The sequence below is a fragment of the Micromonospora taraxaci genome, from assembly GCF_007830095.1.
In the GTDB taxonomy this organism is placed as follows: Bacteria; Actinomycetota; Actinomycetes; order Mycobacteriales; family Micromonosporaceae; genus Micromonospora; species Micromonospora taraxaci.
Map to the genome: position 1 here is coordinate 311428 of NZ_VIWZ01000001.1, position 17683 is coordinate 329110.

Annotated in this window: 16 protein-coding genes and 1 pseudogene; 10 read left to right on the forward strand and 7 right to left on the reverse strand. The window is 69.5% G+C overall.

From position 1 onward, the window contains the following. Window positions 1–14: 14 nt before the first annotated feature. Window positions 15–611: an NfeD family protein gene (locus FHU34_RS01525; RefSeq protein WP_145778345.1), complete on the reverse strand. Its 597-nt coding sequence runs from the start codon at window positions 609–611 to the stop codon at window positions 15–17. A gap of 16 nt (window positions 612–627) precedes the next feature. Here FHU34_RS01525 and FHU34_RS01530 point away from each other — a divergent pair, with 16 nt between their 5' ends. Then, a complete protein-coding gene (locus FHU34_RS01530; protein ID WP_145778346.1) occupies window positions 628–1107 on the forward strand; it encodes a methylated-DNA--[protein]-cysteine S-methyltransferase in 480 nt (159 codons plus the stop codon). On the opposite strand, the gene FHU34_RS32790 is transcribed toward FHU34_RS01530, so the two are convergent. Next, window positions 1090–1719 (reverse strand): hypothetical protein, encoded by a 630-nt coding sequence (locus tag FHU34_RS32790; RefSeq protein ID WP_167524741.1) that lies wholly within the window; start codon window positions 1717–1719, stop codon window positions 1090–1092. The two genes, FHU34_RS01530 and FHU34_RS32790, sit on opposite strands and share 18 nt — an antisense overlap. Before the next feature lie 60 nt (window positions 1720–1779). Between FHU34_RS32790 and FHU34_RS01540 the strand changes: the two are divergent. After that, window positions 1780–1902 (forward strand): annotated as a pseudogene (locus tag FHU34_RS01540) (MGMT family protein); the annotation flags it as partial. Between the two features lie 130 nt (window positions 1903–2032). Next, complete coding sequence (locus FHU34_RS01545) at window positions 2033–2956, forward strand: hypothetical protein (protein ID WP_145778347.1); 924 nt, start codon at window positions 2033–2035, stop codon at window positions 2954–2956. Between the two features lie 94 nt (window positions 2957–3050). Here the strand turns inward: FHU34_RS01545 and FHU34_RS01550 are convergent, their stop codons facing one another. Both FHU34_RS01550 and FHU34_RS01555 read right to left on the reverse strand, forming a co-directional pair. Beyond that, window positions 3051–4130 (reverse strand): inositol-3-phosphate synthase, encoded by a 1080-nt coding sequence (locus FHU34_RS01550; RefSeq protein WP_145778348.1) that lies wholly within the window; start codon window positions 4128–4130, stop codon window positions 3051–3053. A 23-nt stretch (window positions 4131–4153) separates the two neighbouring features. Further along, window positions 4154–4792 (reverse strand): PadR family transcriptional regulator, encoded by a 639-nt coding sequence (locus tag FHU34_RS01555; protein ID WP_030331823.1) that lies wholly within the window; start codon window positions 4790–4792, stop codon window positions 4154–4156. Between the two features lie 175 nt (window positions 4793–4967). On the opposite strand from FHU34_RS01555, the gene FHU34_RS01560 reads away from it, so the two are divergent. The 3 genes from FHU34_RS01560 (at window position 4968) to FHU34_RS01570 (ending at window position 10095) form a co-directional block, all read left to right on the forward strand. Next, window positions 4968–5414: a DUF5318 domain-containing protein gene (locus FHU34_RS01560; protein ID WP_145778349.1), complete on the forward strand. Its 447-nt coding sequence runs from the start codon at window positions 4968–4970 to the stop codon at window positions 5412–5414. A gap of 197 nt (window positions 5415–5611) precedes the next feature. Next, on the forward strand, window positions 5612–8467 hold the full coding sequence (locus tag FHU34_RS01565; protein ID WP_145778350.1) for a transglycosylase domain-containing protein: 2856 nt from the start codon (window positions 5612–5614) through the stop codon (window positions 8465–8467). Window positions 8468–8592: 125 nt separating this feature from the next. Beyond that, the gene (locus FHU34_RS01570; RefSeq protein ID WP_145778351.1) at window positions 8593–10095 is read left to right on the forward strand and encodes a glycosyltransferase family 87 protein; all 1503 of its coding nucleotides are present in this window, start codon (window positions 8593–8595) and stop codon (window positions 10093–10095) included. Between the two features lie 123 nt (window positions 10096–10218). On the opposite strand, the gene FHU34_RS01575 is transcribed toward FHU34_RS01570, so the two are convergent. Together FHU34_RS01575 and FHU34_RS01580 are read right to left on the reverse strand one after the other, a co-directional pair. Then, window positions 10219–12576, reverse strand: coding sequence for a hypothetical protein (locus FHU34_RS01575; protein ID WP_145778352.1), 2358 nt, complete (start codon window positions 12574–12576; stop codon window positions 10219–10221). Next, the gene (locus FHU34_RS01580; RefSeq protein ID WP_145778353.1) at window positions 12573–13364 is read right to left on the reverse strand and encodes a deoxyribonuclease IV; all 792 of its coding nucleotides are present in this window, start codon (window positions 13362–13364) and stop codon (window positions 12573–12575) included. Before FHU34_RS01580 ends, FHU34_RS01575 begins: the two co-directional genes overlap by 4 nt. Window positions 13365–14000: 636 nt before the next feature. Here FHU34_RS01580 and rpsF point away from each other — a divergent pair. From rpsF to rplI, 4 genes are all read left to right on the forward strand, one after another. Continuing rightward, on the forward strand, window positions 14001–14291 hold the full coding sequence (gene rpsF / locus FHU34_RS01585; RefSeq protein ID WP_036411437.1) for a 30S ribosomal protein S6: 291 nt from the start codon (window positions 14001–14003) through the stop codon (window positions 14289–14291). Window positions 14292–14371: 80 nt separating this feature from the next. Then, the gene (locus FHU34_RS01590; protein ID WP_181518404.1) at window positions 14372–14908 is read left to right on the forward strand and encodes a single-stranded DNA-binding protein; all 537 of its coding nucleotides are present in this window, start codon (window positions 14372–14374) and stop codon (window positions 14906–14908) included. After that, on the forward strand, window positions 14908–15189 hold the full coding sequence (rpsR, locus tag FHU34_RS01595) for a 30S ribosomal protein S18 (RefSeq protein ID WP_051723758.1): 282 nt from the start codon (window positions 14908–14910) through the stop codon (window positions 15187–15189). The genes FHU34_RS01590 and rpsR overlap by 1 nt, the downstream gene beginning before the upstream one ends. A 14-nt stretch (window positions 15190–15203) precedes the next feature. Further along, window positions 15204–15650 carry a 50S ribosomal protein L9 gene (gene rplI, locus FHU34_RS01600; RefSeq protein ID WP_145778354.1) on the forward strand — a complete coding sequence of 149 codons (447 nt, stop codon included), beginning with the start codon at window positions 15204–15206 and terminating at the stop codon, window positions 15648–15650. 133 nt (window positions 15651–15783) lie between these two features. Here the strand turns inward: rplI and FHU34_RS01605 are convergent, their stop codons facing one another. Next, complete coding sequence (locus FHU34_RS01605) at window positions 15784–17307, reverse strand: hypothetical protein (protein WP_145778355.1); 1524 nt, start codon at window positions 17305–17307, stop codon at window positions 15784–15786. Window positions 17308–17683: the final 376 nt, after the last annotated feature.

Below are 17683 nucleotides of genomic sequence, written 5' to 3' on the forward strand. Positions count from 1 at the left end.
CTACGAGGGGGAAATCAGTAGGTCTCGACCTGCACGCTTGTCTCGCTCAGCGCCTGAACGACGAACACCTGGGCGCCGATCGGTATCGGCTGGTCCGCACGGGCACTGAGCTTGACCGGTTGGCCGGCGAGCCGGATTCGGACCTCGCCGTACCCGTCGACCGGCACCGGGGTGACGACCAGGCCGAGCGCCCCTACCAGGTCGTCACGGGTGGGGGTGGGGTCCGTGCGCATGTTGCGCGCCGCCCGGCTCAGCCGGGAAGCCAACCAGCCGGTGGGCACGGCCGCGAGGACGCCGCCGACCACCGCGCCGACGACCATTCCCGGTGTACGCGCACCGAGCAGTTCGTTGACGATGGCCGCGCCGAACCCGAATGCTCCGGCGAAGCCGGCGACCGTCTCGACCGAGATCGGGCCGTCCACGTCGGCGTGCCCGAAATGGAGCAGCTCGGTGCCGAGCAGGGCGAGCGCGAGCACCGCGATGCCTGCCCCACCGATGATCAGAAAGATGAGCGTCCCCGTTGCCACGACCTTGACGGTATCGACGCCACGCAACGCCGAACGGCCGAGTGGCGCTCGGCCCGACGCTGGCAGCCGCGTCGGCGGCGGCATCGGGGAGAATGGGTTGATGCGCTGGACCGTGCTCGACTCACCGATCGGTGAGTTCTCCGTCGCCACGGACGGCACGAACGTCTGCGGCACCGCCTTCGGCCGGGTCGACGCGGCGGTCGACGTGCCCGGCGACCCGCTGTCCCAGCGGGCGGTGACCGAACTGCGGGCGTACTTCGCCGGTGCGTTGACCGCGTTCACCATCCCGGTCTCGATGCCGCGCGGCTCCGACTTCGAGCGGGCCGTGTGGCAGGAGATGACGCGGATTCCGTACGGGGAGACGCTCACCTACGGCGAGGTGGCGCGCCTCGTCGGCGATCCCGGGGCGGCCCGGGCGGTGGGCGTGGCCTGCAACCGAAACCCGGTGCCGGTGATCGTGCCGTGTCACCGGATCGTCGGCGTGGGCGGCAAGCTTGTCGGCTTCGGTGGGGGTCTGCCCCGCAAGGTCAAGCTGCTGGAGTTGGAGGCCGGGGTGGCCCTGCTACGCGCCTGGCACTGAGTTCCTCGGCACGTCACCACTCGAGTGGGCCAGCCACGGCGGGTCGGCCGGGGGCCGCCGCCGGAAGAAGCCGTTGGCCGGAGGCAGGGCCAGCAGGACCAGTGCGACGACGATGGCCACCGGCGCGCCCACACCCAGAGTGAGCAGCAGGGGCTCCAGCCAGCCCGGCATGGCGTCCCGCGCCAGCACGGTGATCCGGTCGATGTCCTCGGTGGAGTAAACGGAGTAGAGCGGCCGGGGAGACCGGACCACACCGACGGTGGCGCAGCAGGCGAGAAAGGGCGCCGTGGCCCAGGAGGCGATCCGCGCGCCGTTCACCCCCACCACGTTGGCGGCGGCCAGGGCGAGGAGTGCGAGTGACAGCAGTGCGGTCAACAGGTCGGCCGCCAGGTCTGCGGTGCTGCCCAAGCCGGCGAAAGCGACCCCGCTCGCCGGCTCGAAGGACCTGGCAGCCTCGTGGAAGAAGTTCTGGTGCCAATAGATGAGTGGCAGCGCGGCGAGTTGCGCGACGGCGGCCAGTGCCAACAACAGGCAGGCCAGCGCGACGATGCGGGGCCGAGGAGGCCGGCCGGGGTGCGCGATCGTCGCTGAGGTGCCGGTCCGGGAGGCCATGACTGGATTATCAGGAGGCTCGCTGCCGCCCGTGTTCCCGTAGGCGGTGGCGAGGATCACGTGCCCTGTCACCGCAGGGTCGGTGCCGGTGGGCGGCTCGTCGGCTTCGGGGGCGGTCTGCCGCGCAAGGTGTACCTGCTGGAGTTGGAAGCCCGGGTGGCCCTGCAGCAGGCGTGGTCATGACCTGTCCCGACGGGCCGATCCATATTCATCAGCCGATCGGTCGATGTGGACACCTTGCCCCATCCGCCATGATCGGGCGTCATTTCACCGACTCTGCGGGGGAACTTTGACCGAGAACCAGGACAAGACTGTGAACCGCCGTCGGCTGCTGCGCCGCGCCGGCACCGTCGCGGCAGGTGTCGCCGGCACGACCGTGGTCGGTGCCGCCGTTGCTGCGCCCGCTCAGGCCGCCCCGGGTGACCCGGTAGTTCAGGGTGCCAGTAACGCCGCCGGTGCCACCACCACGGAGCTGACCAGCACCGGGACCGGCCCCACGTTGCGGCTGGCGAACACGAGCACCACCACCTCGAACGGCCTGGTGCTGGCCCGCCCGGCGCTGCAGCTGACGCCGAGCGGCGATCTGCTGCACAGCGACTCGCCCGGCGGCTCGATCGGCATGGACACCCAGAGCAACATTCAGGTGGTCGCGGAGTACGGCGGCGGCAAGTACCTGGAGTACGTGCACACCACCGGCAACTCGAACCAGATCGTGCCGGTCTCGCCGCAGCGGGTCATCGACACTCGGTCGGCCGCTTCGCGCGCCCGGATCCTGAACAAGTCGTCGACGACCCTGGACAGCTCGGGTCGCCTGCGGGACGGTCAGACGATCCACGTCAACCTGAGCGACTTCGTCTACTTCGGGGACGCCCTCTTCGGCAACCTCACCGTAACCACGGCGGTCGCCTCGGGCTTCGTGCAGATCTTCCCGTACGACACCCCGCGTCCGGCGAACTTCTCGAACATCAACTACCTGACCAACCAGGTGGTGGCTAACTCGTTCATGTCGGGTGTCGGCTACCTCAACGACGAGGCGACCGACGTCATCTCCATCTACGCCGCGCGGACCACCCACATCATCATCGACGTGGTGGCGTTCGTGGTCGGCGTCGGTGCGGTCAACCCGGACATTCTGCCCTTCGCCGCGAGCGCGACGGCGCGAGGCGCCGAGTCGGCCGAGGAGCGCAGGGCGAAGCGTGCCGCGAAGGCCCAGGCGGGCACGCCGAGCTGGAAGTAAGGCGGTCGCCGTACCAACGGCGAGGTTTGTGAACGCGGCGAGGGCCGGGTCCGTTCGGACCCGGCCCTCGCCGATGCTGTTGGTGTTCAGCAGGTCAGCGCGCGACCTCACCGGCGATGAACTCCTCGACAGCCTGGTGGGCGTCGTGGTCGGCGTACTGCACCGGCGGGGACTTCATGAAGTACGACGAGGCCGACAGGATCGGGCCGCCGATCTTCCGGTCCAGGGCGATCTTGGCGGCGCGGACCGCGTCGATGATGACCCCGGCCGAGTTCGGGGAGTCCCACACCTCGAGCTTGAGCTCGGCGTTCAGCGGGGTGTCACCGAACGAGCGACCCTCCAGGCGGATGTACGCCCACTTGCGGTCGTCCAGCCACGGCACGTGGTCCGACGGGCCGATGTGCACGTCGCTCTTGCTCATCTCGTGCGGGATCTGCGAGGTGACCGACTGGGTCTTCGAGATCTTCTTCGAGACCAGCCGCTTGCGCTCCAGCATGTTCATGAAGTCCATGTTGCCGCCGAAGTTGAGCTGGTACGTGCGCAGCAGCTCGACGCCCCGGTCCTCGAAGAGCTTCGCGAGAGCGCGGTGCACGATGGTCGCGCCGACCTGGCTCTTGATGTCGTCACCGACGATCGGCAGGCCCGCGTCCTCGAACTTCTTGGCCCACTCGGGGTCGGAGGCGATGAAGACCGGCAGGGCGTTGACGAACGCGCAACCGGCGTCGATCGCGGCCTGGGCGTAGAACTTGGCGGCCTGCTCGGAGCCGACCGGGAGGTAGCAGACGACGACGTCGACCTGCGCGTCGCGCAGCGCCTGCGCCACGTCGACGGGGGTGGCGTCGGACTCCTCGACGATCTCGCGGTAGTACTGGCCCAGACCGTCGAAGGTCGGGCCGCGCTGCACGCTGACGCCGGTCGGCGGCACGTCACAGAGCTTGATGGTGTTGTTCTCGCTGGCGACGATCGCCTCCGCGAGGTCCATGCCCACCTTCTTGGCGTCCACGTCGAACGCCGCGACGAACTCCACGGAGTTGACGTGGTAGTCGCCGAAGGCGACGTGCATGAGACCCGGGACGCGGTCGTTCGGGTTGGCGTTCCGGTAGTACTCGACGCCCTGAACCAGGGACGAGGCGCAGTTACCCACACCGACGATGGCGACGCGGACGGAGCCCATAGCGTCTGCCTCCTTCTTTTCTGTCACGGCCGCTCATTCCTGGTCTCTCCAGGCGGAGGCGGGCTGTTGTCTTCTCGTCGGCCGCCGGCTGTCCCGATGTTCGGGACCGTCGGGGCTCGGCCGGAGCGCTCGTTGGCGATGAGCTCCTCCAGCCAGCGGACCTCGCGCTCACAGGCATCAAGACCGTGGCGCTGCAGTTCCAAGGTGTAAGCGTCGAGGCGCTCGGCCGCCCGGCCCAGCACGTCGCGAAGCCCTTCGCGACGCTCCTCGATCTTGCGGCGGCGACCCTCCAGAATGCGAAGGCGGGTCGCCTGGTCGGTCCGGGCGAAGAACGCGAAGTGCACCCCGAAGCCCGTGTCGTCGTACGTCTCGGGCCCGGCCTGTGCGATCAGCTGGGCGAAGCGTTCCTTGCCCTCCGCGGTGATTTTGTAGACCACCCGACCTCGTCGGCTGGTCAGCGCGGGAACCTCCTCGGCGGTGGCGGGCGTCTCGGCAGCTTCGGTGATCCATCCCGCCGCCTGCAACCTGCGCAGTGTCGGGTAGAGCGAGCCGTAGCTGATCGCCGCCCGGATCGCGCCGAGTTTGGCGGTCAACTCCTTGCGCAGCTCGTAGCCGTGCATCGGAGACTCCTGCAGGAGGCCGAGGATGGCGAACTCAAGCACTGGCCACCCTCTCTTTACCCTCCGGCGTGAAGTGGTAACCGCCGCGATGTATCGGACCGATACATCGCACGTTAGCGGGTCGCACCGGCCAGGGCAAACCCCCTCTCCGAGGTGTCTTCGTCACGGATTGTGAGCATGGTCGCCTGCTCGGGCCGGACCGCGTACCCTTCTCCGCATGCGTACGCAGCGCCAGGTCGTCGACTACTCGCTCCAGAAGCGAGCAGTGCTGCGTGAGCTCCTGGCCGGCCGGGTCGGCACGTACGACGTCTGCGACGCATCGCCGTACCTGAAGAACGCCGCCCGCTTCCACGGTGAGCCGACTGACCGGCGCTGCCCGATCTGCCGCAGCGAGAATCTGACTCTCGTCCACTACATTTACGGCGACGAACTCAAGCAGTCCGCCGGGCAGGCCCGGACACTCACCGAGTTGCCCGTGCTGGCGATGACGCTGCGTGAGTTCCAGGTCTTCGTGGTGGAGGTGTGCCTCGGTTGTGACTGGAACCATCTCGTCGAGCAGTACCTGCTCGGCCGGGACGGTCTGGCCGGCGACAACGACGGCGCCGGCGAGCAGGATGTGGCGGTCGAAGGCGCAGGTCGGCGGAGGCGAGAGGCGCAACGGTGAACGCAGCAGGTTGGACCGGCCCCGGGGCCGTAGACGAAACCCGGGACGGTCGACCGCTCGTTAGTCCGATTGGCCCGATTGATACTGCAAGTACCTCGGCGAGACGGCACCCCCGTGCCGTCGTCCCGGGTGAAGCAACTCACGGCAACCCGGTGGCGGCGCAGTCGCGCCCCACCGCGACCGGCAGGGTGTGAGGAATGAACTCGTACGGCGATCCCAGTTCTGCGCGCGGGCGGGCCCAGTACCCGGGCCCGGACGGTGACCCCGGACCCGGCGCGGCCAACGCGTACGGCCGATCCGGCGGTGACTCCCGCGCGGGTGGCTGGTCGGCCTCGGAGGGCGGCGCGGCGACTCCGGGCCGTGCCTCGGTGACACCGCGGGCCACCGGTGGACGGGCCACTGTCGGTGGATCGGCCTCGGTGCCGCCGCGCGGTGCCGCGGCCGCCGGATCCGCCTCGGTGGGCTCGGCGACCCCGGGCCGCTCCGGGCGGGCCTCGGTGCCGGTGTCGCCGGCACCGGCCCCCGGACGCGCCGGCGCGGGCCGGGCCTCGGTGCCCGTGTCCCCGGCGCCCGGCGCCCCGGCAGGTCGGGCCGCTGTCGGCGCCGCCGCCGTCGGCGCGGCCTCGGTCGGCACCGCCTCGGCGGGTCGGGCCAGTGTCGGCTCCGCGTCGGTGGGTGGCCGTGCCGCAGTCGCGCGGGCGAGCGTCTCACCGGTCTCCGGTGGGCCCGGCGGCCCTGGTGGCCCCACCGGTCCGGGTCGAGGTGGCCGTGGCGCCGGTGATTCGAGCGCGGGACGGTCGAAGAAGCGCAAGCGGATGAACCTGCTGATCGCCGCGTTCGCGGCCTTCATCATGCTCGCCGGCGTCGGCGTGGTCGGCTTCACCTACTACTCGACCAACGTGGTCATGCCCGACGAGTTGCCGTTGCCGCTGTCCACCACCGTCTACGCCAAGGACGGCAAGACCGCGTTGGCCAAGCTGGGCAGCGAGAACCGCACCTTCGTCACCATCAACCAGATCCCGCAGCACGTGCAGGACGCGGTGGCGGCAGCCGAGGACCGCAACTTCTACCGGCACTCGGGCGTCGACTACAAGGGCATCGTCCGGGCGGGATGGAACAACATCTCCGGCGGCGACAAGCAGGGTGCCTCGACGATCACCCAGCAGTACGCCCGTAACGCGTTCGAGAACCTCCAGGACGACACGTACGGCCGGAAGGTGAAGGAGGCCATCCTCGCCTCCAAGCTGAACGACGCGTACAGCAAGCCCGAGATCATGCAGCACTACCTCAACGTGATCTACTTCGGTCGCGGTGCCTACGGCATCGAGGCCGCGGCGCAGACCTACTTCGGCAAGTCCGCAAAGGACCTCAGCGTGGGCGAGGGCGCGGTGCTCGCGGCGGTCATCAAGCAGCCGGTGGCGAGCGACACGCACCGAGGCTTCGACCCGGCGGTCAACCCGACCGACGCCAAGGCGCGGTGGGACTACGTGATCGGCGGCATGAAGAAGGAACGCTGGGTGGACGCCCCCGACCGGCCCGCGTCGCCCACCGAGTACCCCAAGGTGCTGCCGCCGAAGAAGGGCGGCAACGGGTTCGGTGTCGACAGCCCGCGAGGCAACGTCATCAACTACGTCCGCCAGGAGATGGACGCGATGGGCCTCTGCTCCGACTCCGGCGCGGAGGGCAAGACGAGCTGCGTGGACGCGCTGCGCGACGGCGGCTACCGGATCACCACCACCATCGACCCGAAGCTGCAGACCGCCGCGGAGAACACCGCGATGCAGTCGAAGAAGGGCTCCGAGCTCAACGACCAGCCGAAGAACCTGATGGCGGCAATGGTGTCGATCGACCCGAAGAAGGGTCGGGTGCTCGCCTACTACGGCGGTGACAGCGGTGCCGACTTCGACTACGCCGGCAAGAACATCGACAAGAACGGTGACCTGACCGGCGGACACCAGCCGGGCTCGTCGATGAAGGTGTACACCCTGGCAGCGGCCATCGAGGCCGGCATCTCGGTCAAGTCGCACTGGGATCCCACGCCGTACAAGCCGGAGGGCTCCTCGGTCGCGATCGGTAACGCCGGCCGCACCAACCTCAAGTGCGGCAAGTGGTGCACCCTCGAAGAGTCGACGGTCCAGTCGTACAACGTGCCGTTCTACTGGGTCGCCGACACGATCGGCGCCGGCAAGGTGGTCGACATGGCCCGCAAGGCCGGCGTCACCACCATGTGGGGCGTCGACCCGCCGCAGGCCTTCGACCTGTCGAAAAAGGGCCCCACCCCGTTCGACAACTACACCGCCTTCGGCAAGTACCCGATCACCGTGTTCGACCACGCCAACGCGATGGCCACGTTTGCCAACGACGGCAAGTACATCAAGGCCCACTTCGTGCTGAAGGTCGAGCAGCAGGAGAAGGACTCCGGTAAGTGGAAGGTGGTCGGCAGCGAGCGCATCAAGCCTGAGCAGCGGATCCCCAAGAAGATCACCGACGAGGTCACCGGCGTCCTGAAGCAGATCCCCGGGGCCGGGTCGAACAACCTCTCGCTGGAGAGCGGTCGCCAGTCCGCCGCCAAGACCGGCACCTGGGAGTACGACAAGGACGACAACTCGCACGCCTGGACGGTCGGCTACACCCCGCAGAACGCCACTGCGGTGTGGGTGGGCAGTCGGGACCCGAAGAAGCCGGAGATCCGGCTCGCCAACGGCAAGGACATCGGTGGTTCGACGCTTCCCGGCCCGATCTGGGAAAAATTCATGAACACCGCCCTGAGGGGCCAGGAGGAGATCCCCCTGCCCAGCGTCACCGGCGAGGGTGACGTCACCAAGGGCAACGGCAAGGAGGCGCCACCGCCACCGCCGCCGACGGTCCCGGGCGGGCCGCCGTGTGACCCGCTCACCGATCCGTTCTGCCCGCGCGGCGGTACCCCGGGAGGCAACCCCGGCGGCAATCCGGGAGGCAACCCCGGCGGTAACCCAGGTGGTAATCCTGGTGGACCCGGGGGCGGTGGCGGCGGCGGTGGAGTGCTGCCCGGCCTACCACCGAACCGGGACTGACCCGTACCCTCTGCACACCGCCGCCGGCCGGACGACAAGTCCCGGCCGGCGGCGGTGTTTTCGTACCCGGGATCTCCGCGTTGGGACGGGACGGGCACCCCCGTTGTACGGCAGGATGCCTCTTCATGAGCACCCAGTCGACGCCCGGCATCGACGACGCCGGTACCACCGACCACCCGTCGCGCTCCGACGGATTCGTCCGCGGCTTGTCCAGCGCGATCGGCGGGCCGTTGGGCGACCACGCGACAGCGCTGGACCGACCGGCCGGCCAGGAACGTCGTTTCTGGACCGCCGTCCGGATCGTGCTGGCGCTGACATGCCTCACGCTCGCGCTGCACTGGGTGCAGAAGTCGCCCTGTCAGGACGGCGCGTGGCAGAACAACGTCCAGTACACGCGCTTCTGCTACACCGACGTCCTGGCCCTCTACTACGCCGAAGGGCTCAACGAGGGCAAGGTTCCCTACCGCGACCACCCGGTCGAGTACCCGGTGCTGACCGGCTACTTCATGGGGGCGCTGGGCCTGCCCGTGCACGCCGTCGGTGACGGCGACCCGAGCATCAACCAGGGCCAGTGGTTCTACAACCTCAACGCTCTGGTGTTGGGCGCACTCGCGGTGGCCACAGTGGCGGTGATCCTGGCCCTTCGTCGCCGACGACCCTGGGACGCCGCGTTGTTCGCGCTCGCCCCGGCACTGGTGCTCACCGCCACCGTCAACTGGGACCTGCTCGCCATCGGGCTGGCCGCCTTCGGCCTGCTGGCCTGGGCCCGGAAACGGCCAGCGGTGGCAGGGGTGCTGCTCGGGCTCGCCGGCGCGGCGAAACTGTGGCCGCTGTTCCTCCTCGGGCCGATCCTCGTTCTGGCGCTGCGCGCCGACCGGATCCGCGCCGCGCTCGTCGCCACAGGTACGGCGATCGCCGCCGTGGTGCTGGTGAACCTGCCGGCCGCCCGCGCGTACCCGGAGAACTGGGACCGTTTCTTCGAGTTGAACACCACCCGGCCCATCGACTGGGGAACGCTCTGGTACATCGGGCGGTACCTGGACGGCAAGGTCGGCAACGACCCGGCTCAGCTCGGCCCGTTCGAGTGGCTGAACGCCAACATCCCCACGCTCAACACCGTCTCGTACGCGCTGTTCGGGCTGGCCTGCCTCGGTGTCGCCGTGCTGGCGCTGCGCGCGCCGCGCCGACCGCGGCTGGCGCAGCTCGCGTTCCTGGTGGTCGCGGCGTTCCTCATCTTCAGCAAGGTCTGGTCCCAGCAGTTCGTGCTGTGGCTGCTGCCGCTGGTGGTGCTCGCCCGTCCGAAGTGGGGGGCCTTCCTGGCCTGGCAGATCGCCGAGGTCTGCTACTTCGTCGCCTTCTACGGGGAACTGCTCGGGGCAGCGACCAGTCGCCCGGTCTTCCCGGAGGGGGTGTTCGTGCTGGCCTCGACGCTCCGGCTGGCCACCGTGGTGGTGCTCTGCGTGCTGGTCGTCAAGGAGATCCTGCACCCCGAGCGGGACGTGGTGCGGGCGAACTACCCGGACGACCCCGACGGCGGCGTGCTCGACGGCGCACCGGACGCCCCCTGGCTGGACCGCTGGCGCCTACCTACGAAAAGCGAACCCTCTCCGGAACCGGTCAGCACCTGACCCGCAACGTCGAACGCGGCCCGGACCACGTCAGGTTTTCGGGGAAGCCCGCCCGGCGCAGGGATCAAGCCTGACCGCCCGGAGCCGGGTGGGCTCCCCGAAAAACCACCCGGCCAACCACGTTCAGAGCCGATACACGACCGCGTCGCCGACCTCCTCCCGAGTGATGCCGAGCGATTCCACCGGAGCATCGATGGTGAGCTCCCACGGTGTGCCCGGCACCTGCCCGCGCAGCAGCACCACAGTGCGGACGCCGTACAAGCGCAGATACTCGACGCTGGTCCGGTCGGGGAACGACTGACTCGCCCGACGGACGTCGTCGAGCTGACGCGGCGTGAAGCCGCTACCGCCGTTGACCACGTCGGGGAAACCACTCGTCGACCAGAGCATCACGTGCTGGTCCAGACTCTGGTTGCTGGGCAGCACCAGCAGCGGCCCCTGCGCCGACCGCATCGCGGCCGGCTGGGTCGGCACCACCGGATGCGGCGTGGTGTTCAGACCCTCGACGGTCACCAGCAGCAACGGCAGCAGGGTGGCCATCCGCAGCCACGGCCCCGGCCACGACGGGATCCGCTGCGCGGTCAACTCGCGGACCCGGTCGGTGAGCGCGGTGACCGCGCCGGCAGCGAGCAGGCCGAGCAACAACGTGGTCCACAACATCAACCGACCAGGGGTACGCAACGCGCTCCAGCCCGGCACGTGCTCGAAGAGCGGCACGTAGGTGACGGTGCCGTCGAAGAAGCGGGTGCCCATCGCGAAGGCCATGGTCACCAGCACCCCGGCGAGCAACAGCAGTCGGTGCCGCAGCCGCCAGGCCGAGAAGAACAATCCGCCCAGGGCGAGCGCGTAGAGCACGAAGCCCGGCAGCAGGGTCATCTCCGGGTGCCACGGCAGCGCGGCGCGAGCGCCCTCGTGCAGACCACCCCAGATCCGCGACTCGGAGGGCGCCGTCACGAAACCCGACGCCGGAGGCGAGAAGATGCTGATGTCGGCGATGGTCCGCTCGGCGTACGGATGCAGCTTGGTCACCTGGAAGAACGGGTACGCCATCAGCGCACCCACACCCGCGAAGAACAACCCGCCGAGCACGTCGGCGACGAACAACCGGCGACCGAACGGCACGGGCTGCCGGGTGCGCAGCCGCCGCGTGTAGAAGAGGACGACAGCGACCAGCACAGCGCCGGCCAGGAAGTACGCGAACGGCAGCCCGATGCCGAAGCCGAGGCTGAGCTGCCAGGCCGCCACCAGCCAACCGGCGTAGACCCACCCGTCGTGCCGGCGCTCGGGCCGATAGCCGTGCCGCAGTGACCAGCCGTGCCCGCGCGCCAACATTGCCAGCGCCAGCGGAATCCCGCCGTTGGAGATCACGTGCAGGTGCCCCGCCTGAGCCAGCAGCCACGGCGCGTACGTGTAGCTGACGCCGGCGACGGCGGCACCGATCCGGCCGGCCCCGAGCTGGCGGGCCAGCGCGTACGCCCCGAGCGTGGCGAGCGCGTGCGCCAGCACGAACATGATGTTGTAGCGCAGCAACGCGTCCTCGGGGCCGCTGCCGAGCATCCCGGCCGGGGCGTACCCGAGCAGGGTGTCGGAGAACGCGAAGCTCCACAGCTCGGGGAAGAACGTGTTGGACTGCCACAGACGCGCCGGGTCGGCCAGCAGGATGTGCCCGGACCAGGCCATCTGCCACGCCTGCAGGCTCGGGTCCCAGTAGTCCTGGGGAAGCGTGTAGCGGGGATAGCGCAGGGTCGGCCAGGTCATCAGCACGGCCAGCGCCACCGAGCAGAGGGTGGCCAGGGTCCACTCGTGGATCAGGAAGCGGCCGACGGCTCGGCCCGCCCGGGTGAAGACGGAGGGCCGCGGCTCCGGCGCGGAGGCGAACGCCTCCCAACGGTCCGCAACGACCGGCGTGGCCGCACCGTCGGTCTTCGTGTCACCGTCGGCCTTGCCCGCTCTCTTGCCCTTACCCGCCCAACGCCACCACCTCGTCGGCGGCGGCTTGGCTTCGGCCGCAGCGCCTTGCGTAGGGCTGTCCTTGCCGTCTTTGGGCGGAGCGCTGGACTCGGCGTCCTCGCTCCCCTTGCCGTCCTTGGCCGGGGTGCCGTCCTTGCCGTCCTCGCTCCCCTTGCCGCCGTTGCTGTCCTCGCTGCCCGTGGCTGGGGAGTTGTCCTTGCTGTCCTTGGCCGCGGTGCCGCTCTTGCTGTCCTTGCCGTCCTTGGCGGGGACACTGTCCTTGGCGGCGGTGCTGTTCACAGCCGCGGTGCTGTCATTGGCCGCGGTGCCGTTCACGGCCGCGGTGCCGTTCACGGCCGGGGCGGCCGCCGTGCTCTCGGTCTCCGCGGGGCTCTCGCCGAAGCGGGTGTCGGAGGAGCGAGCTGGCTGGGCTGGGGCACCCGACCCGGATGCGGCAGCAGGTCGGCTCTCGGCGTCCGAGCCGGCGGGGGTGGGCCGGGCCTTCCCGGTCCCGGGCTGTCCGGTGGTCATGCTGCCGGGCTCGCCGTCCCGAGCTGCTGACGGAGGAAGTCGATGTCGGCCGCCTGGCCGTCCACACCGCCCGGTGTCTCGACGACCACCGGAGCTCCGGCCGCCCGGATCACCGCGACGACCAGCTCCGGGTCGATCGTGCCGCCGCCCAGGTTGTCGTGCCGGTCCTGGCCGGAGTTGAACCCGCCCTTGGAGTTGTTGGCGTGCACCAGGTCGATCCGCCCGGTGATCGCCTTGACGCGGTCGACGAGGCCGAGCAGCTCCTCGCCACCCGCGTACGCGTGGCAGGTGTCCAGGCAGAAGCCGACCTCGTAGTCGCCCACGGCGTCCCAGAGCCGGGCGAGCGCGTCCAGTCGCCGGGCGCACGCGTTGTCCCCGCCGGCGGTGTTCTCGATCAGGACCGGTACGCCGAAGCCACCGGAGTCGGCTGCGTACGCGAATGTCTTGCGCCAGTTGTCGAAGCCGACGGCCAGGTCGTCCCCGGCGTTGACGTGCCCCCCGTGGACGATCAGGCCCTTGGCCCCGATCGAGGTGGCCGCGTTGGCGTGCCCGAGCAGCAGCTTTCGGCTGGGGATCCGGATGCGGTTGTTGAGGGTGGCGACGTTGATGACGTACGGCGCGTGCACGTACAGGTCGACCTCGGCCGTGCGTAGCCGCTCGGCGTCTTCCCGGGGCTTGGGCGCCTTCCATCCCTGTGGATCGGCGAGGAAGAACTGCACGGTGTCGGCGGACCGGGCGGCCGCCTCCGCCAGCGGGTCGGTCGAATCGACGTGGGCTCCGATACGCATGCGAGCGAGCCTACGTCGCGAGCCCGACCGGCGGGTGGCGGCCGGGCGGTGTCGTGGGGTGGTCGCGTCACCGGCCGGACCGACGATCGTTGATGCGTGTGAACCGGCGACCAGTGCCCGGTGCCTCCGGCGGCGTGAATGCGCCGTGGCAGGCCACCGGAGGGTCGACGGCCGACAGCGAGGTCACCTCCGCCGTGCGGCCCGGCGCGGCGGAGGAGACCCCCGCATCTCAGACAGCCACCGATGGAAATCTCGGCAATTTGTGCTTTTCCCCCCGACAAGGTACGAGTGCTGTTGTATCGTCAGGTAACAACACGATAAAGCTCCGCGGGGCGTCTTCGGTCCAACCTCATCGGTGTGGTCGTTCCTCCCCAGGTCCCACCCAAGGAATGCGGACCAGACGCCTCGCGGCCTCGTAGACGGGGGTCCATCATCGGCCGACAGACGGTCGGACGGTGGGCCCCCGTCGGCATGTCCGCGTGCTGACCTACCACCCCGGGCATGATCGTTGAGACCGGGTATCCTGGTCAGGTTGTCCGCGTCCGGCCGGGTTCCCTCGGCGCGTGCGGGCAGCGACACAAGACCTCCTGCCACGGAAGGACCGTGGCCGCTTAGCCCACAGGAGGTGAGCACGTCTTGCGTCATTACGAGATCATGGTGATCCTCGACCCCAGCCTCGAGGAACGCACCGTCGCCCCGTCGCTCGACACGTACCTGAACGTGATTCGGACCGCGGGTGGCTCGGTTGAGAAGACCGACGTGTGGGGCCGCCGGCGCCTCGCGTACGAGATCAACAAAAAGGCAGAGGGCATCTACGCCGTCGTCGACTTGCAGGCCACGCCTGCTGCGGTGGCCGAGCTGGACCGTCAGCTGCGACTCAACGAGTCCGTGCTGCGCACCAAGGTCCTCCGACCGGAAATGCGCTAAGCCTTCAACCCCCGGTTCGTCCGGATCAGCCTCCGCGACTCTGTCAGAGGGCTCTGGCAGCCTGTACGACGAGACGCTGAGTGCGCGAGGAGATGGTCATGGCAGGAGACACCACCATCACGGTCATCGGCAATCTGACCGATGACCCCGAGTTGCGGTTCACCCCCTCCGGGGCTGCGGTCGCCAAGTTCCGAGTCGCTTCGACGCCCCGTTTCATGGACAAGGCGTCGAACGAATGGAAGGACGGCGAGCCGCTGTTCCTCGCTTGCACCGTCTGGCGTCAGGCCGCCGAGCACGTCGCCGAGTCGCTGCAGCGCGGCGCCCGGGTGATCGTGTCGGGTCGGCTGCGTCAGCGGTCGTACGAGACCCGCGAGGGTGAGAAGCGCACCGTCATCGAGCTCGAGGTCGACGAGATCGGCCCGTCGCTGCGCTACGCCACGGCAAAGGTGCAGAAGATGTCCCGCTCCGGCGGTGGCGGCGGCGGCTTCGGTGGCGGCGGTGGTGGTGGCAACCAGGGTGGCGGCGGAGGCAACTTCGACGACCCTTGGGCTTCGGCCGCTCCCTCTCCCGCGCGTGCCGGTTCGGGCGCCAATTTTGACGAGGAGCCACCGTTCTAATGGCGCCTAGCGCTCGCGATCGCAAACCAGGAGCACGTGCAACGGCCAAGGCTGCGGCACTGCGCAAGCCGAAGAAGAAGGTGAACCCGCTCGACAAGGACGGGATCGCCTACATCGATTACAAGGACACCGCGCTGCTGCGCAAGTTCATCTCCGATCGCGGCAAGATCCGCGCTCGTCGGGTGACCGGCGTGACCTCGCAGCAGCAGCGGCAGATCGCCCGTGCGGTCAAGAACGCCCGTGAGATGGCGCTCCTGCCGTACACGGCCACCACCCGCTGAGAGGAGGCACCGATATGAAGATCATCCTGACTCAGGAAGTGTCCGGCCTCGGTGCCCCAGGCGACATCGTCGAGGTCAAGAACGGCTACGGCCGTAACTACCTGCTGCCGCAGGGCTTCGCGATCGCCTGGACCAAGGGCGCGGAAAAGCAGGTCACGGTTATCAAGCGGGCCCGTGGGGCTCGCGAGATCCGCGACCTCGACCACGCCAACGAGGTCAAGGCTCAGCTCGAGGGTCTCAAGGTCAACCTGAAGGTCCGCGCCGGCGACGGCGGACGGCTCTTCGGCTCGGTCACCCCGGCCGAGATCGTCGACGCCGTCAAGACGGCCAGCGGCCCGGTCCTCGACCGGCGTCGGCTGGAGGTGCCCGGTCACATCAAGTCGACCGGCACCTACCCGGTGAAGATCAAGCTGCACCCCGAGGTGACCGCGTCGTTCAACCTGAACGTCGTTCAGGGCTGACGTCCGCAACACCACCACGAGGGCCCGCACCGAGCAAATCGGTGCGGGCCCTCGTGCGTACGTCGTCAGTCGACCCCGTCAGGGCCTGGCAAATGGGCACATCCGAGCCGGGCAGCCCCGAGCCGCAGGGCGGTCACCCGATCGGCTGGCCGGTCACCGCGCTGATCAGCACCGTGGACAGGCCGCCGCCCACCACCGCGGCGGCGACGGCGATGGTCGCCGAGCGCCACGTCGTGCCCACCCGACGCAGTAGAGCCGCCACGACCAGACTGCTCACCAACGCGAGACCGAAACGTGGCGAGCCGGCGAGGAGCGACTCCAACGCGCGTGACCGGGCCGAGTCACAGCCACCTCCACTGATGTCGGTCACACAACCGGCCGGTGCCTGGCCGTCCAACGTCAACAGCCAGACGAAGATCAGCATCGCGGGCACCAGATAGCAGGCGGCCGTGTACAGCAACGGCCGGACCGAGCCGCCCGGATCCGGGTCGAGTAGATCGTCCTCAAGACGCCGAGAGAACGCACCGGTGGCCGCCGATTCGACCCGCCGCCGCACCGACGCTGCCCCGACCGCAGGCCGGTCCGCCCGACGGCGTGACGCTCCACCGGTCGGCACGGGCGCGCTGCGTGGGCGCGGAGCGGTGTAGCCCACCACCGGTGACCTGGGCGCCGACGTCGTCGGATCCATCCACCGGGGGTCGTCATCGGCCAGCCGGGTGCCGGGCCAGAACCCCTCGTCCCGTGCCGGCCAACCCTCCGCAGGTACCGGTCGGTCAGAACGCGGTGCCAGCGTACGGTCCCACTGGTCGTCCTCGATGGCGGACCGCTCCCACTGGCCGGTGCGGTCGGACCGCTCCCAACCACCGACGCTCTCCACCGCCGACCACTGCTCACTCAGGTCCGTGCCAGCCGCCGACGGCCACGCGTGCACGCCCGAGGCGTCCCACGGATCCACAGCGGGCGGATACGACGGCTCTGGCTCAACCACCCGGTCGGAGCCCCGCACCCACGGGTCAGCCGGCGGACGCGACCAGGACTCCTCGGCCGCACGACGGCTGCGCCGGGTGGGACGCCGCACCTCCGGCTCGGGCGCGGGCTCGCTCGGGGTGGACTCCAGATCGCCACCCGACCAGACCACCTGCGGACGGCCTGTGGACGCACGACGAGGACGGCGTTCCTGGACCGTGCCGGAGACCGGCTCGTCCTCCCCGCTGTCGGCGCGACGACGGCCCGCGTACCCCTGCTCCTGCGGACGGTCGAGGGTCCACTCCCGAGTGTGGTCCGAGTCGGGCGCGGCGCCGATCGCCGCCTGCTCGCGCCATCCTGTCTCGCCGCCCCGCCGCCGGCCGCTCGCTGACTCGGCCGACCGCCGCCCAGCACCGGACGTGGGTATCTCGCGCTCGTCCTCGTCCGGGGCCGCGTGGCGTCCACCGCCGTCGGCGTGCCGGACACCCGACTCCAGGGCCCATCGAGGCAGGTAGGCGTCGACGGGCTCGTCCTGGCCGCGGTCCAACGCACGCCGTCGGCTGGAGGTGCGGTAGCGCCCCTCCTCGTCGTACGGCTCAACCGGAAGGGACGCCGCGCGATCACTCCACGAGGCGGTCGGCGGGCGCTCGCGCGGGCTGCCATCCCCGCGTCCCCAGTCCCGGTAACTCACGGCCGGAGTGTGACCCTTCTGAACCCAAAGCGGAATCCGCTGTCCAGGTGTAGCCGTTCGCTGGAGATAGTACGGGACGATCGTGTCACAGAGCCGACCGAAATATCTTCCTCCACAGGCTGGGGAGCATGTTTTCGCAGGTCAGGCAGTTGTGAGGAAGAATTCCCCAACAGTTATCCACAGGCTGTGCACACTCCACGCACATGCTGTCCACCGGCATCCACAGGTTGTCCCGAGGCTCGTCCACCGGTGTTGTTGAGTCTCTGACCTCGGGGTCCGTATGGTTGGCCCTCGACCGCCGGCCTGATGGCCCCCGATCGGCCGGCCTGGTCGGACGGAAGCGTCGTACCCCAGCGGTAGAGCTGGGATCGGGTTC